At 65.2% G+C, this 14,721-nt stretch carries 13 protein-coding genes; 8 read left to right on the top strand and 5 right to left on the bottom strand.

The genetic code is table 11. The features are described from left to right. Window positions 1–63: 63 nt before the first annotated feature. The gene (locus tag AC1PLU_RS01490; protein ID WP_481107487.1) at window positions 64–1,782 is read right to left on the bottom strand and encodes an ExeM/NucH family extracellular endonuclease; all 1,719 of its coding nucleotides are present in this window, start codon (window positions 1,780–1,782) and stop codon (window positions 64–66) included. Window positions 1,783–1,921: 139 nt separating this feature from the next. Next, window positions 1,922–2,440 (bottom strand): c-type cytochrome, encoded by a 519-nt coding sequence (locus AC1PLU_RS01485; RefSeq protein WP_074058609.1) that lies wholly within the window; start codon window positions 2,438–2,440, stop codon window positions 1,922–1,924. Between the two features lie 373 nt (window positions 2,441–2,813). On the opposite strand from AC1PLU_RS01485, the gene AC1PLU_RS01480 reads away from it, so the two are divergent. Genes AC1PLU_RS01480 through AC1PLU_RS01465 form a run of 4 tightly spaced genes read left to right on the top strand, consistent with a single transcriptional unit; the run spans window position 2,814 to window position 5,734 of the window. Further along, window positions 2,814–3,458 carry a DUF4198 domain-containing protein gene (locus AC1PLU_RS01480; protein WP_176340048.1) on the top strand — a complete coding sequence of 215 codons (645 nt, stop codon included), beginning with the start codon at window positions 2,814–2,816 and terminating at the stop codon, window positions 3,456–3,458. A gap of 25 nt (window positions 3,459–3,483) precedes the next feature. Then, window positions 3,484–3,795: a DUF3649 domain-containing protein gene (locus AC1PLU_RS01475; RefSeq protein WP_006450085.1), complete on the top strand. Its 312-nt coding sequence runs from the start codon at window positions 3,484–3,486 to the stop codon at window positions 3,793–3,795. Then, window positions 3,792–5,402, top strand: coding sequence for a PepSY-associated TM helix domain-containing protein (locus AC1PLU_RS01470; RefSeq protein ID WP_481093832.1), 1,611 nt, complete (start codon window positions 3,792–3,794; stop codon window positions 5,400–5,402). The genes AC1PLU_RS01475 and AC1PLU_RS01470 overlap by 4 nt, the downstream gene beginning before the upstream one ends. Beyond that, window positions 5,399–5,734, top strand: a complete 336-nt coding sequence (locus AC1PLU_RS01465; protein WP_043888837.1) for a DUF3325 domain-containing protein — start codon at window positions 5,399–5,401, stop codon at window positions 5,732–5,734. Before AC1PLU_RS01470 ends, AC1PLU_RS01465 begins: the two co-directional genes overlap by 4 nt. A gap of 34 nt (window positions 5,735–5,768) precedes the next feature. Here the strand turns inward: AC1PLU_RS01465 and AC1PLU_RS01460 are convergent, their stop codons facing one another. The 3 genes from AC1PLU_RS01460 to AC1PLU_RS01450 all read right to left on the bottom strand — a co-directional run bounded on the left by AC1PLU_RS01460 (window position 5,769) and on the right by AC1PLU_RS01450 (window position 7,373). Continuing rightward, on the bottom strand, window positions 5,769–6,296 hold the full coding sequence (locus tag AC1PLU_RS01460) for an RES family NAD+ phosphorylase (protein WP_481093833.1): 528 nt from the start codon (window positions 6,294–6,296) through the stop codon (window positions 5,769–5,771). Beyond that, window positions 6,293–6,667, bottom strand: coding sequence for a hypothetical protein (locus tag AC1PLU_RS01455; protein WP_006450089.1), 375 nt, complete (start codon window positions 6,665–6,667; stop codon window positions 6,293–6,295). The genes AC1PLU_RS01460 and AC1PLU_RS01455 overlap by 4 nt, the downstream gene beginning before the upstream one ends. Window positions 6,668–6,752: 85 nt before the next feature. Continuing rightward, window positions 6,753–7,373, bottom strand: a complete 621-nt coding sequence (locus AC1PLU_RS01450; RefSeq protein WP_481093834.1) for a TetR/AcrR family transcriptional regulator — start codon at window positions 7,371–7,373, stop codon at window positions 6,753–6,755. A 128-nt stretch (window positions 7,374–7,501) separates the two neighbouring features. Between AC1PLU_RS01450 and AC1PLU_RS01445 the strand changes: the two genes are divergently transcribed. From AC1PLU_RS01445 to AC1PLU_RS01430, 4 genes are all read left to right on the top strand, one after another. Continuing rightward, a complete protein-coding gene (locus AC1PLU_RS01445) occupies window positions 7,502–8,665 on the top strand; it encodes an isovaleryl-CoA dehydrogenase (RefSeq protein WP_481093835.1) in 1,164 nt (387 codons plus the stop codon). 10 nt (window positions 8,666–8,675) lie between these two features. Continuing rightward, window positions 8,676–10,286 carry a carboxyl transferase domain-containing protein gene (locus tag AC1PLU_RS01440; RefSeq protein WP_481093836.1) on the top strand — a complete coding sequence of 537 codons (1,611 nt, stop codon included), beginning with the start codon at window positions 8,676–8,678 and terminating at the stop codon, window positions 10,284–10,286. A gap of 66 nt (window positions 10,287–10,352) precedes the next feature. Further along, entirely contained in the window at window positions 10,353–12,380 is a 2,028-nt protein-coding gene (locus AC1PLU_RS01435; RefSeq protein WP_481093837.1) for an acetyl/propionyl/methylcrotonyl-CoA carboxylase subunit alpha, read from the top strand. 103 nt (window positions 12,381–12,483) lie between these two features. Continuing rightward, the gene (locus AC1PLU_RS01430; protein ID WP_481093838.1) at window positions 12,484–14,568 is read left to right on the top strand and encodes a S9 family peptidase; all 2,085 of its coding nucleotides are present in this window, start codon (window positions 12,484–12,486) and stop codon (window positions 14,566–14,568) included. Window positions 14,569–14,721: the final 153 nt, after the last annotated feature.

Here is a 14,721-nt window from a genome sequence, read left to right as displayed (position 1 = left end):
AACACGTTGCAGACAGCACGTATCGCGCACGCGCCTGCATCGGGATTCGAACGCCAGCTTGCGCTACAGCGAAAAGCCCAGCAGCACCGGGTCGTGGTCGGAACTGCGCCACGGACCGGCCAGGTTGCGCTTGGCGTAGCCGGCATCGTCCATGACATCGGCGTTGATATGCCATTCCACCGCGCCGCGCAGCTGCTTGGCCATCGCCGGGCTTAGCAAGGCGTGGTCCAGCCGGCCGCTCATACCATCGTAGACGTAGCTGTAAGGCTGCTTCACTCCGGCCACCGCGAACGCATCCTGCCAGCCGCTGGCGCGCAGGCTGCGCATCGGGCTCTCCATGGCGTAGGCGTTGAAGTCGCCCAGCAGCACGGCAAGTTTGGTCTGCGCGCCGGTGGGGTCGGTCTGCAGCCACTGGTGCAGGCGCTTGGCCGACTCGGTGCGGGTGGCGTTCCAGCAAGCCTGGCCGTCGCGCTGGTCGGCATCGGCGCCGTTGGCGGTGCCGCACCCCTTGGACTTGAAGTGATTGGCAACCACCAAGAAAGTGGCGCCGCGGGTGCTGCGAAACGCCTGCGCCAACGGCACACGGCTGTGGCTGTCGAACGGCCCGCCGGTCAGCGTGGCCGGCTTGCCGACCGGGGTGACCTGGGTGCTGCGATAGACGATGCCAACCCGGATCGCGTCATCGCCCGGGCCGCTGCCGGTGTCGACGAACTGCCAGTCCTTGTCCTTGCCGGCAGCGTTGAGCGCGGCCACCAGTTGCGCCACTGCGGCATCGGCGCCGTTGCCGTCGTTTTCCAGCTCCATCAACGCGGCTACGTCGGCGCGCAACGGCACGATGGTGGACACCAGCTTGGCCAGCTGCGCCTGGAACTGCTCATGCGTGCGTGCACCGCGCTTGGTCGGGAAGCCGCCGCCGCGGCCATTGCCGTTGAAGAAGTTCTCCAGATTGAACGAGGCAATGCGCAGATCGCCGCCGACCTGCGGCGCCACCGCGGTCGGCATCGCCGGCAGCGTCAGCGGATTTAGCACCTGGATGCGGTAGTTGCCGTCGTAGCGCTGGTCGACGATGCCATCCACCGACTTGAGCAGGCTGCCGGCGCGCAACACCGCATCTGCCGGCAGATAGGCCACCGTCTTGGGGCTGCGGCCATTGCGTGCATCGTCCAGCAGCACCCGGCGACGTGCGCTCTCCGCTTCAACCTGCGTGAAAGCCGGAGTGCCGGTCGCGGCCACTTCGCTCGGCTGCCATAAGCGCCCACCGAAGGCGGCGACCAGCTCGCCATAAGTCTCCAGGCGATCGCTGCCGTTGAGCGTCAACGCAGCGATGCGCACATGCTCGCCCTCGAGCGCTTCCCAGTTGGCCGGCGGCCCGCTGAGCATACGCACCGGTACCGGCTGGCCGCTGGCGAGCCGCTCGATGCTGCTGGCATCCACCGTGGTCAGGCTCGCCTCGCCGCCTGCCGACACTTCGCGCACAGTGCCGATGATGCGCACGCGATCACCCGCTGCCACCTCAGCATCGCCGGTGCCGGTGACGAACAAGCCGTGCGAGCGCCGCGGCTCAAACCCGGGCTGCTGCACGAACAGGCCGGCAAGGCCGATGCGGGTATCGGCAGTGACGATACCCTCGACCTCCACCACGCGGCCGTCGTAGGGGCTACGCGTGTCTTCTCCCTGCACATCGGCAATCGACAGGCGTTGCGGCGCGCCATCGGCGGCACTGCCCAGCAGCGGAGCCAGCAGACCGATCACACCGAGCACAACAAGCGAGCAACGCGACATCGACACACTCCAGAAAGACGTAGACCAAAATGCAAGCGCCGCCCGGAAGGCGGCGCATGAGCGGCTGAGCGTTGCAACAGGCTAACAAACCGCTGCGAATTGCGACCAGATGGTGCGTGGAGGCGCTTGTTTCAGGCGCCTACTTCAGATTGCCCAGCATCCAATCGACCGTGGCACGGACCTGTTCTTCGGTCAGCGCCGGGTTGCCGCCCTTGGCCGGCATGATGCCGCCGTCCGGGCCGGTGTAGCCCTCGATCGCGTGCTTGTACAAGGTGTCCTTGCCCTGGGCGATGCGCGCGTCCCAATGCGAATGATCCAGGGTCGGCGCCTTGCCTACGCCGGTGGTATGGCAGGCGGTGCACAGATTGTCGAAGATGGTCTTGCCGTCGGTGCTGCCGCCATAGGCGGACTGCGAGGAGGCCTTGGCCAGTGCTGCTGCCTGAGCCGCCGCTTGTGCGGACGCGCCGGTGGTGCCGGCATACACCGCGCCGGCCGGGGCGATGCGTTGCTGCACGCGTTTGGCCGCAGTGGGCGAGACTTCGTCAGGAATGGCGCGTTGCAAATAGGCTGCCAGGGCGATCAGGCCCAGGGTGATCACTACCAGTAGTCCGATCACCATCGAGAATTTTTTCAGGAACTCGAGGTCGTAATTCCGCACGCGCTCACCCCTGGCTGTTGGTCGAAGACCTCTGCTAGCGCCGGAGTATAGAGCACAGTTCGCGCCAGTCTGGCCACTGTGCATGACAGTTATCGCCGCGATGCGTCCTACAGCTTGGCGGGCTGTACGTCTTGTGTGTAGCCACCCCTCGCGTGCCGCTGACAAATTGCCGCGATGCCGCATAACTGGTCGCCTGGCATTCCTCGCCTCCGGGACCGAACCCGCTTGCCCGCGTGATGACCAGGCGCTGGTCGAACCCCGCAGGTCCCGGATGGCGCGTTGGTCTCGTTTCGTGGAATTGCGTATCATTCCCATCAACCCACGGTGACGCGGTTCTCGCCTCGCCCGGTCCCGCTTACGAGGAGTCGCCGCGATGAAGTCCTTTCTGCTGTCCTGCCTGGCCTTGGCCAGCATCAGTCTGTCTGCCCAGGCCCATGAAATCTGGATCGAGCGCGACGGCAGCGGCCCGGTGCGGATCTACTTCGGCGAGCCGGCGCAGGACACCCTCGACCACGGCGAAGACGAGATCAAGCGCGTGGTCAAGCCGACCGTGTTCGGCACGGCCGGCAAGGCCGGCGCGTTGCAGCGCGGCAGCGAGTTTCTCAGCGCGCCGCTGTCCGGCACCGGCGATGCCTGGTTGAGCGACGACAGCGTATTCGAGCCGTGGAAGGGCGAAGCCGGCGGTTTCGAGACGGTGAGCTATTACGCCCGCGCCGGCCGCGCCACACCCGCGGCCAAGCTCGATTTCGAACTGGTGCCCACTGCCGCCAACAGCAACACGCTGACCGTGCTCTATCGCAACAAGCCGCTGCCCAAGGTCGAGGTGACAGTGATCGACCCGCAGAAGTGGCAGAAGACGCTGACCTCCGATGCCAAGGGCCAGGTGACCTTGCCCAAGCTGCGCGCCGGCCGCCACATCCTGGTCGCCACCAACAAGGAGCCGGTGAAGCGCGAGATCGCCGGCAAGCAGGTGGCGATGATCCACCACATCAGCACGTTGACCTTCCTGGCCGAGTAAATCGGCCGCACATGCAGCACAGCTGATGTCTACCGCACCGCCCCTGTCGCTTCCCTGGTTCAGGCGCCCCTGGCTGGGCGTGCTTGCGCGCACGCTGGCCGCGATCTTTGGCGGCTATGCATTGGCCAGCGCCACCAATCTGTTGCTGGCGCTGGTACTGCCGATGCCGCCCAGCGAAGCGGTGCTGACCAGCATGCTGGTCGGCATCGTGGTGTGCGCGTGTGCCCCGCTGTGGGCCTTTGCCACCGCCAGCGTGTGGCGGGCGTGGGCAGGTATCGCTGTGCCGGCGGCGCTGATGTTCGCGCTGGCCGCATGGCTGCAACGGGGCGTGGCATGAAGCAGGGATTCCGCCAGTCGATGGCGTGGCTGCACACCTGGACCGGCCTGCTGGTCGGCTGGGTGTTGCTGCTGATCTTCATGGGCGGCACGGCGAGTTATTACCGCGACGAAATCAGCCGCTGGATGCGCCCGGAACTGCCCACCACCACGGTGAGCAACGCGACCGCGCTGCGCAGCGCCGAACAGTATCTGCAAGCGCATGCGGCCGATGCGCAGAGCTGGAACATCACCTTGCCGGACACGCGCAATCCGGTGGTGAGCATGTACTGGCAAAATCCTGCGCCGGCCGATGGCAAACCCGCCAGTCGCCGCGAGATGTATGGCAATGCCATCATCGACCCGGCCACCGGCAAGGAGATCGCCGCACGCGACACCCTGGGCGGCGACTTCTTCTACCGGCTGCATTTCGATCTGCATTATCTGCCGGTGCTGTGGTCGCGCTATATCGTGGGTTTCTGCGCGATGTTCATGCTGGTGGCGATCATCAGCGGGGTGATCACGCACAAGAAGATCTTCAAGGATTTCTTTACCTTTCGCCCGGGCAAGGGCCTGCGCTCGTGGCTGGATTTCCACAACGTCAGTGCGGTGACCGCGTTGCCGTACCACGCGATGATCACCTACACCGGCATCGTGACATTGATGTTCATGTACTTGCCGTGGGGCATCAAGGCGCAGTACCCCGACAACGAAATGCGTTTCTACGAAGAATCCGCCAACCGGGTTGCCGATACGCGGAAGGCATCGGGCACACCGGCGCACATGCTGCCGCTGGAACAGTTCGTGGCGCGTGCGCGCAGCGACTGGCGCGGTGGCGAGATCGGCAACGTGGCGGTGTCGCTTCCCAACGATGCGCATGCCGCGGTCGGCGTGACTCAGGTGGCCGGCAGTCTCTCCACCGATGCGCCGTCCATTCTGTTCGATGCGATCAGCGGCCAGCGCCTGCAGCGTAGCGGCGCGCCGGGTGGCGCCAGCCAGACGCGCGGCACGATGGTGGGCCTGCATATCGCCCACTTTGCCGGGCCATGGATGCGCGCACTGTTCTTCGGCTCCGGTTTGCTCGGTTGTTTGATGGTGGCCAGCGGTGTGGTGATGTGGGCGGTGAAAGAACGCCCCAAACACCTGAAGGCCGGACGCATCGGCTTCGGGCTGCGTCTGGTGGATGCGCTCAACATCGGCACGGTCGCCGGTTTGCCGATCGCCTTTGCCAGTTTCTTCTGGGCCAACCGATTGCTACCGGTGACGCTGGACGCACGCGCGGCGATGGAAGCCAATCTGTTTTTCGCTGCATGGGCCGCCGCATTGCTGGCCGCCTTCGTCTGGCCACGGCGCGCGATGTGGAGTTGGCAGCTGTATCTGGGCGCGGCGTTGTTCGCGCTGGTGCCGCTGCTCAACGCGATCACCACCGATGTGCATCTGGGCGTGACGTTGCCGGTCGGGCAATGGGCGCTGGCCGGTGTCGATCTGGTGTGCCTGTTCCTTGGCGTGTGTCTGGGGATCGCAGGTTGGCGTTTGCAGCATTGGAAGGCCCCGCAATCGGCATCTGCGCGACGCGCGCGCGCCACTGCGCCTGCGCAGAACAGCGTGCCGATGCAGGAAAGCGCATGAGTGTATTGCTCTTGCTGGCACTGAATTTTTCGGGATTCGCTGCGTTATGCCTGGCGATGGACAAGCATCAGCAGGAAGTGCGTGGCCGCATGCTGGGCGCTGCGCGCTCGCGGCAATTGCGTGCGCTGGGTTGGCTGCTGTTGCTGCTCACCTTTGGCCTGGCGGTACACGCGCAGGGCTGGGGCATCGGTTCGGTGTTGTGGATTGGTACCTTGACCGGTGCTGCGGCGTTGCTGTCGCTGTGGTTGCTGCCGTATCGGCGTGGATTGATTCTGCCGACGGCAGTGGCCGCGCCGGTGCTGGCCGGTGTGGTGCAGCTGTTGGTTGGTTGAAAATTCGAGCGTGGCGTCATGTCTCGCGCGCGCGTTACACCACAACCGACGGATCGCCCCAACTCCGCCCATCGCGCGGCAGGCGGCCATCGTCGAGCACGCGCAGCACTTGCTCAGGCTGCAGCATGTCCAGGAACAGCACCACGTTGATGCCCTCCGGCAACGCCATGCTGGGAAAGATCACGCCCGGAATCCCTGCCTCGCGCAGCATGTCGCCGAGTACCCAGCTCACCGGTTCGATCTTGTTGACCATCGCCTTGCGCCAGTCCTCGGTCCAATCGACCCAGAGCGGATCCCAGCTTGCATCGAGCAGGCGCAAATCGGCCAACGCGGGCAGATCGGCGGCGTAACTGACCAACGTAAACGGCGGTAGAAACGGCGCGGCCTGCGCGTATTCGGCGGCAGCGGTTTCCAGTTGCTGCGAGAGATACAAGGCGGGTTGACCGAAACGATTGAAGCGCCCGCCCGAGCGCGCGGCACCGGCGCCGCTCAGCGGTTCGGCGGCCCAGCGCGGGGTGAAGGCGCGATACAACGTGCAGTGCGCCGGGGCGCTCAGCTTCAACCGGCAGCCCCGGCTTCAACGGTGCGCAGGTAGGTCAATGCATCGTCGGTGCGGCCCTGTTTGACCACCTCCAGCAAGGTGGCGAATTCGAACGCGGGGATCGGCGTGTTCTTGAGGTGGAACACCACCTGGCGTTCGTCCGGTTGGACTTGCGCCATCGCCACCAGCAAGCGCGACAGGTTGCGCAGCAGGTCCTGCACGCGCGGGCTTTCCGGGTGCACGCGCAGGCTGTTGCGATGCACGCCGGCCAGTTCGGCCAGTTCCTGTTGCGATAGATCCAGCAGGCCGGCCATGGCCGACGGCGACAGGATGGTGCGATCCGGCACGCGCAGGCGTTCGGTCAGGGCCAGGGGATTGAGGACGGCGACCATCGCACGACTCCAGCAAGGGGTTTGCACAGTATATGCACAGTTAGGCGCATCAATGAAGCACAGCCTGTCCGTGGTCAGTGCACTGTCAGCTGGCCGACTGCCGCGCACCCACCGCGCGCAAGCAGAAGCCGCAGATCGCCTCGACCAGTTGCTCGCCCTGTTGCGGGTCGCCGCGGCTGGGGGCAACCGGGCCCACCAAGGCCTCGGTGAAGGCGCCGACGATGCAGGCCGCCGCTGCGTCCAGCGATTGCTGCGGGAATTCGCCGGCCGCCACGCCTTCGGCGAGCAACTGGCGGAACACCTCGCCAAACAGGCGCCGGCCGCGGATGCGCTCGGCATCCACTTCGCTTTCCACTGGCTCGGCGATGAACGCGTAGGCCAACGCAGGGCCGGCCAGCGCACGCCGCACGAAGGTGGCAATGGCGTTACGCAGGCGCTCGGCGGCACTGGCCTGGGTGGTGGCGATGGTGTGCAGGATGATCATCTCGCGCTGCACGGCTTCGTTGAGAACTTCCACGAAAAGCTCGGCTTTCGAAGGGAAATGTCGGTAAATCTGCCCGGTCGAGACGCCGGCTGCGGCGGCGACGGCGGTCACAGGTGCATTGCGGTAGCCGCCTTCGGCGATCAGGGCGCGGGCCGCGTGCAGGATGCGTTCGCGGTTGCCGGCCAGGCGTTCTTCCATCAGGGCGGAGCGTCGATAAGCCATGGTGTGATTCTGGGTTCAATAGTTGAATTTTAGTTCACTTTTTCACTGCGGACCGCTAGGCTGCGCACAAACGCCGTGCGGCCTGCCCGCTCCCACCCGGCACACCCCGATCCTTGCGGAGTCGCTCCATGCACGTGCCGTCCTTGAACTTCGCGCTTGGCGAAGAAATCGATCTGCTGCGCGAAAGCGTAGCGGCCTTTGCCAGCCACCATATTGCCCCGCTCGCGGCCGCTGCCGATCAGGACAATGTTTTCCCCGCGCAGCTGTGGCGCCTGTTCGGCGAGCAGGGCCTGCTCGGGTTGACCGTGGAAGAAGACTACGGCGGCAGCGGCATGGGCTATCTGGCGCATGTGGTGGCGATGGAAGAAATCTCGCGGGCCGGCGGCGCGATCGGGCTGTCCTACGGCGCGCATTCCAACCTGTGCCTCAACCAGCTGCGCAAGAACGCCACGCCCGAGCAGAAGCAACGCTACCTGCCCAAGCTGTGCACCGGCGAGCATGTCGGCGCGCTGGCGATGAGCGAGGCCGGCTCCGGCTCGGACGTGGTGTCGATGAAGCTGCGTGCCGACGCGCGCGGCGACCGCTTTGTGCTCAACGGCAACAAGATGTGGATCACCAACGGCCCGGACGCCGATGTGCTGGTGGTGTACGCCAAGACCGATCCGGGCGCCGGCGCACGCGGCATCACCGCCTTCATCGTCGAAAAGGGCATGCCCGGCTTTTCGACTGCGCAGAAGCTCGACAAGCTCGGCATGCGCGGCTCCAACACCTGCGAATTGGTGTTCACCGATTGCGAAGTGCCGGCCGAGAACGTGCTGGGCACGCTCAACGGTGGTGTGCGCGTACTGATGTCCGGATTGGATTTCGAACGTGTGGTGTTGGCCGGTGGCCCGCTGGGATTGATGGCCGCCGCGATGGATGTGGTGCTGCCGTACGTGCACGAGCGCAAGCAGTTCGGCGAGCCGATCGGCACCTTCCAGTTGATGCAGGCCAAGTTGGCCGACATGTACGTCGGGCTCAACGCCTGCCGCGCGTACGTATATGCAGTGGCGCGCGCCTGCGATGCCGGGCAGACCACACGCCAGGACGCGGCCGGCGCGATTCTCTACGCCGCCGAAAAGGCGACCTGGCTCACCGGCCAGGCGATCCAGGTATTGGGTGGTAACGGCTACATCAACGACTATCCCACCGGGCGCCTGTGGCGCGATGCCAAGCTATACGAAATCGGTGCAGGTACATCGGAGATCCGACGCATGTTGATCGGCCGCGAGTTGTTCGAACGCACCGCCTGACGGAGCCATCATGAGCGTGATCACCAGCCAGCTGCAGGTCAGTAGCGAGAGCTTCCAACACAACGCTGCCGCACTGCGTGCAGTGATCGAGGATCTGCGCAGCACGCTGGCGCAGACCGCATTGGGCGGCAGCGAGGCCGCGCGCGCCAAGCACACCGCCCGCGGCAAATTGCTGGTGCGCGATCGCATCGATGCTTTGCTGGATCCGGGCAGCGCCTTGCTGGAAATCGCGCCGCTGGCCGCACACGGCATGTACGACGATCAGGTGCCCTGCGCCGGCGTGGTGGCCGGCATCGGGCGCGTGTCCGGGGTGGAATGCGTGATCGTGGCCAACGATGCCACCGTCAAGGGCGGCACCTATTACCCGATGACGGTGAAGAAGCATCTGCGCGCGCAGGAAATCGCGCAGCAGAACCGCTTGCCGTGCATCTATCTGGTCGACTCCGGCGGTGCGTTTCTGCCGCTGCAGGATGAAGTGTTTCCCGACCGCGATCATTTCGGGCGCATCTTCTACAACCAGGCCAACCTCTCGGCCAACGGCATCCCGCAGATCGCCTGCGTGATGGGGTCGTGCACCGCCGGCGGTGCCTACGTGCCGGCGATGAGCGATGAGACGGTGATCGTGCGCGAGCAAGGCACGATCTTTCTCGGCGGCCCACCGCTGGTCAAGGCGGCCACCGGCGAAGAAGTCAGTGCCGAAGAACTCGGCGGTGCGGATGTGCACACGCGCATCTCCGGTGTGGCCGATCACTTTGCCGACAACGATCTGCAGGCCTTGGCGCGCGTGCGCGCCATCATCGCGCAACTCAATTGGCGCAAGCCGGCAGCAACATTGGCACTGCGTGCACCACTGCCGCCGCGGCATGCCGCCGACGAACTGTATGGCGTGATTCCTGCCGATACACGCAAGCCCTTCGATGTGCGCGAAGTGATCGCGCGCATCGTCGACGACTCGCAGCTGGACGAATTCAAGCCACGCTATGGCAGTACCCTGGTCACCGGCTTTGCGCATCTGCACGGCTACCCGGTCGGCATCATCGCCAACAACGGCATCCTGTTTTCCGAGTCCGCGCTCAAGGGCGCGCACTTCATCGAGCTGTGCACGCAGCGCGGCATTCCGCTGGTGTTTTTGCAGAACATCACCGGCTTTATGGTCGGGCGCAAATACGAGCACGGCGGCATTGCCAAGGACGGTGCCAAGCTGGTGATGGCGGTGGCCTGCGCCAAGGTGCCCAAGTTCACCGTGGTGATCGGCGGCTCGTTCGGTGCCGGCAATTACGGCATGTGCGGCCGGGCGTACTCGCCAAACTTCCTGTGGATGTGGCCGAATGCACGCATCGGTGTGATGGGCGGCGAACAGGCCGCCAGCGTGTTGGCAACGGTGCGCCGCGACGGCATCGAGGCCAAGGGTGGGGCCTGGTCGGGCGAGGAAGAAGAGGCGTTCAAGGCGCCGATCCGGGCACAGTTCGAGCAGCAGGGGCATCCGTATTACGCCAGTGCGCGGTTGTGGGACGACGGCATCATCGATCCGGCCGATACACGTCGTGTGCTTGGGCTGGGATTGTCGGCTGCGTTGAATGCGCCGATCGAAACGACACGCTTCGGCGTGTTCCGGATGTGAGGCGGTGAACAAATCGTTTTTTCATCGCAGTCCCCGCCGCCATGGCGACGTGCAGAGAACTTCGTCATGACCCAGCGCGAATCCAACGCCACAGCAACACAGCCGTACTTCGACAAGATCCTGATCGCCAATCGCGGCGAGATCGCGTGCCGGGTCATCGACACCTGTCGCAAGCTCGGCATCGCGACGGTGGCGGTGTATTCGGATGCCGATCGCGATGCGCGGCATGTACGCCTGGCCGATGAAGCGATCCATATCGGTCCGGCACCGGCGCAGCAGAGTTATTTGCGCGGCGAGGTCATTCTTGATGCCGCACGCGCAAGCGGCGCGCAGGCGATCCATCCGGGTTATGGCTTTCTATCGGAAAATGCGGCGTTTGCCGATGCCTGTGCGCAGGCTGGCATCGCGTTTATCGGCCCACCTGCAGCCGCGATTCGCGCGATGGGCGACAAGAGTGCGGCCAAGGCGCTGATGCAACGCGCCGGTGTGCCGCTGACGCCGGGCTACCACGGCGACGAACAGGCGCCGGCTTTCCTGCGCGCGCAGGCCGATGCGATCGGCTACCCCGTCTTGATCAAGGCCAGTGCTGGCGGCGGTGGCAAGGGCATGCGCCGCGTGGATGCCAGCGCTGTCTTCGAAGAGGCCTTGGCCAGCTGCCAGCGCGAGGCCCAGTCGGCATTCGGCAATGCACAGGTGCTGGTGGAAAAGTATGTCGAACGCCCGCGCCATATCGAGATCCAGGTGTTCGGCGATACGCAGGGCGAGGTGGTGTATCTGTTCGAACGCGACTGCTCGGTGCAGCGCCGCCATCAAAAGGTGCTGGAAGAAGCGCCCGCCCCCGGCATGAGCGAACAACGCCGCGCAGCGATGGGCAAGGCCGCCGTGGACGCTGCGCGCGCCGTGGGCTATGTCGGTGCGGGTACGGTGGAGTTCATTGCCGGCCCGGATGGCGATTTCTATTTCATGGAAATGAACACCCGGCTGCAGGTCGAGCACCCGGTGACCGAGTTGATCACCGGTACCGATCTGGTCGAGTGGCAGCTGCGTGTGGCCGCCGGCGAGCCGCTGCCGCAGCGTCAGCACGAACTGCGCATCCACGGGCATGCGCTGGAAGCGCGCCTGTATGCCGAGGATGCCGAGCGCGGCTTTCTGCCCTCGACCGGCACGCTGCGGCAGCTGCAGCTGCCTGCACCCAGTGCGCATGTGCGCATCGATGCGGGCGTGGAGCAAGGCGACACCATCAGTCCGTATTACGACCCGATGATTGCCAAGCTGATCGTGTGGGATGTCGATCGCCCCGCTGCGCTTGCACGCATGCGTCAGGCGCTTGCGCAGTGCCATGCAGTCGGTGTCACGACCAATAGTGCATTTCTGTCGCGCCTGATCGGCACCAAGGCGTTTGCCTCGGCCGATCTGGACACCGCCTTGATCGAACGCGAGCATGCGGCCCTGTTTCCGCAAGCGCATGCGCCAGACAGTGCGTGGTGGTGCCTGGCTGCCGTACTGATGGCCGAGGCGGTGCCCGACGCCACGCCCGATCCGGCCGACCCGTTCTCGCCATGGGGAAACACCGATGGATGGCGTATCGGGGCGCATGCAGCGCACGCCATCACGCTGGAGGCCGCAGGCGAGCGGCGCCAGCTAGGCGTGCGGCGGCTGGCCGATGCTTGGCAGGTTACTGACCTGGGCAACACGCACGCCCTGCGCTACCAAACGCAGGACACCGCGCTACGCGTGGAAATGGATGGACGGCAATGGCGCGCACAGGTGCTGCGCGACGGCAGCACGCTGACCCTGATCGGCGCTGAAGACCGTGCGGTCTTCCGCCACCACGACGCATTGGTCGAGGCAGATCAACCCGCGCATGAAACCGGCGGCCTGACCGCACCGATGCCGGGCCGCATCGTGTCGCTGGTTGCCGCGGTCGGCCAGCCGGTCACGCGCGGGCAAGCCCTGGTGGTGCTCGAAGCAATGAAGATGGAACACACCCTGCACGCCCCCGGCGATGGCACCGTGCAGGCGTATCTGGTCGCAGAAGGCGATCTGGTCGCCGATGGTGTTGCGCTAGTGGAATTTGTGTCCGCGTCTGCGTAGCGCCGCACCAAAGGGTGACCAACGGCACGCTCGTATGCGCGGGCATTGCGCCTAGCGTTGGGGAAAGCGGCCGGCGTGGCTGCGATTCTCACCGGAGGCTTTCATGCAACGCCTGCTTCTTGTTTCCAGCATCGTGCTGGCGCTGGCTGCCTGCAGCGACAAAACCGCGTCCACGACCGATCAGGCCGCACCGCCCGCAGCAACCGCGACAGCGCCGGCAGCACCCCCGGAACTGATCACCCGCGATGCGCTGTTCGGCAATCCCGAGCGCGCCAACGTGACCATCAGCCCGGACGGCAAATACCTCAGCTGGGTGGCACCGCTGGAGGGCGTGCTCAATGTCTGGGTCGCGCCGGTGGATGCGCCGGATCAGGCGCATGCAATCACCAAGGACACCGCCCGCGGCATCCGCAATTATTTCTGGACGTATCAACCCAATACGCTGCTGTATCTGCGCGATGACGGCGGCGATGAAGACTTCCATCTGTTCTCGGTCAATCTGACCGATGGCAGCAGCAAGGACCTCACGCCGTTCAAGAAGACCACGGCCGAGATGTACCGCGTCAGCGCGCAGCATCCCGAATCGATCATGGTGGGCATGAACGACCGCGACGCCAAGTGGCACGATCTGTACCGGGTCGACCTGGCCTCGGGCAAGCGCACGCTGGTGCAGAAGAACACCGACAGTCTGGAAAGCTATCTGCTCGACGGCGACTACCGACTGCGCTACGCCACCCGCGCCACCGACGATGCCGGCAGAGAACTGCTGGTGCCCGACGGCAAGGCATGGAAGCGCGTGGACCGCATCCCGTTCGAAGATGTCACCAACACCGCGCCCGAGGGGCTCACCGACGACGGCAAGACGCTGTACATGCAGGATTCGCGCAACCGCGACACCTCGGCGCTGTATGCCATCGACACCGCCAGCAATGCACGCACGCTGCTGTTCGAAAACCCGCGCGCCGATGTCGGCACCACCTTGAACGACCCCAGGACCGGCGTGGTGCAGGCGGTGTCCACCGACTACCTGCGCGAAGAGTGGAAGGCCTTGGATACCGGCATCGCCGCCGATCTGCAGAAACTCAAATCACTTGGCGCAGGCGATGCCAGCATCGCATCACGCACGCTCGATGACCGCACCTGGATCGTGGCGTATTCGGCAGCGGAAACACCGCTGACCTACTACCGCTACGATCGCGCCGATGGCGGCAAGCTGACCAAGCTGTTCTCCGCCCGACCTGCGCTGGATGGCAAACCGCTGGTGCCGATGTGGCCACAGGAACTGACCTCGCGCGACGGCCTCAAGCTGGTCAGCTATCTCACCCTGCCCGCCGAGGCCGACGCCAACCACGACGGCAAGGCGGATAAACCGGTGCCGCTGGTGCTGTTCGTGCATGGCGGCCCGTGGGCGCGCGATAGCTACGGCTACGGGCCGTACGAGCAATGGTTGGCCAATCGCGGCTATGCGGTGCTGGCGGTCAATTTCCGCGGCTCCACCGGCTTCGGCAAGGCGTTCACCAATGCCGGCAACGGCGAGTGGGGCGGCAAGATGCACGACGACTTGCTCGACGCGGTGCAGTGGGCAGTCAAACAGGGCGTGACCACCCCCAATGAGGTCGCCATCATGGGCGGCAGCTACGGCGGCTACGCCACGCTAGCCGGCATGACCTTCACCCCGGACGCGTTCAAGTGCGGCGTGGACATCGTCGGCCCGGCCAACCTCAACACCTTGCTCGCCACCATCCCGCCGTACTGGGCCAGCTTCTACAAGCAGGCGACCAAGCGCATGGGCGACCCGGCCACCGCTGCCGGCAAGCAATGGCTGACCGATCGCTCACCGCTCACGCATGTCGACAAGATCAGCAAGCCGCTGCTGATCGGCCAGGGCGCCAACGACCCGCGCGTCAAACAGGCCGAGAGCGACCAGATCGTCAACGCGATGAAGGCCAAGAACATTCCGGTGACCTACGTGCTGTTCCCGGACGAAGGCCACGGCTTCCGGCGCCCGGAAAACAGCAAGGCCTTCAACGCGGTGACCGAGGGTTTCCTGGGCCAATGCCTGGGCGGCCGCGTGCAACCCATCGGCGAAGATCTGACCGGCTCCAGCATCACCGTCCCGGAAGGCGCGGACAAGGTGCAAGGCTTGAGCGATGCGTTGAAGACGCATACGCAGGCGATTCGGCGGTAATCGGCCAAAGGGGTCGATCGCTTCCCAGTGATGGCACCTGCTATTGCGCTCGCCTGCAAAGGCGAGCGCTGACGCGTGCACCTCCGGCGTTCGAAGCACGCAGCACGCAGCACGCATAAAATCGCCTCAACGCACGATAGATGTGTCGAGGCC

It is taken from the genome of Xanthomonas sp. NCPPB 2933 (assembly GCF_056725225.1).
This window is presented reverse-complemented; position numbering and strand designations above follow the sequence as displayed.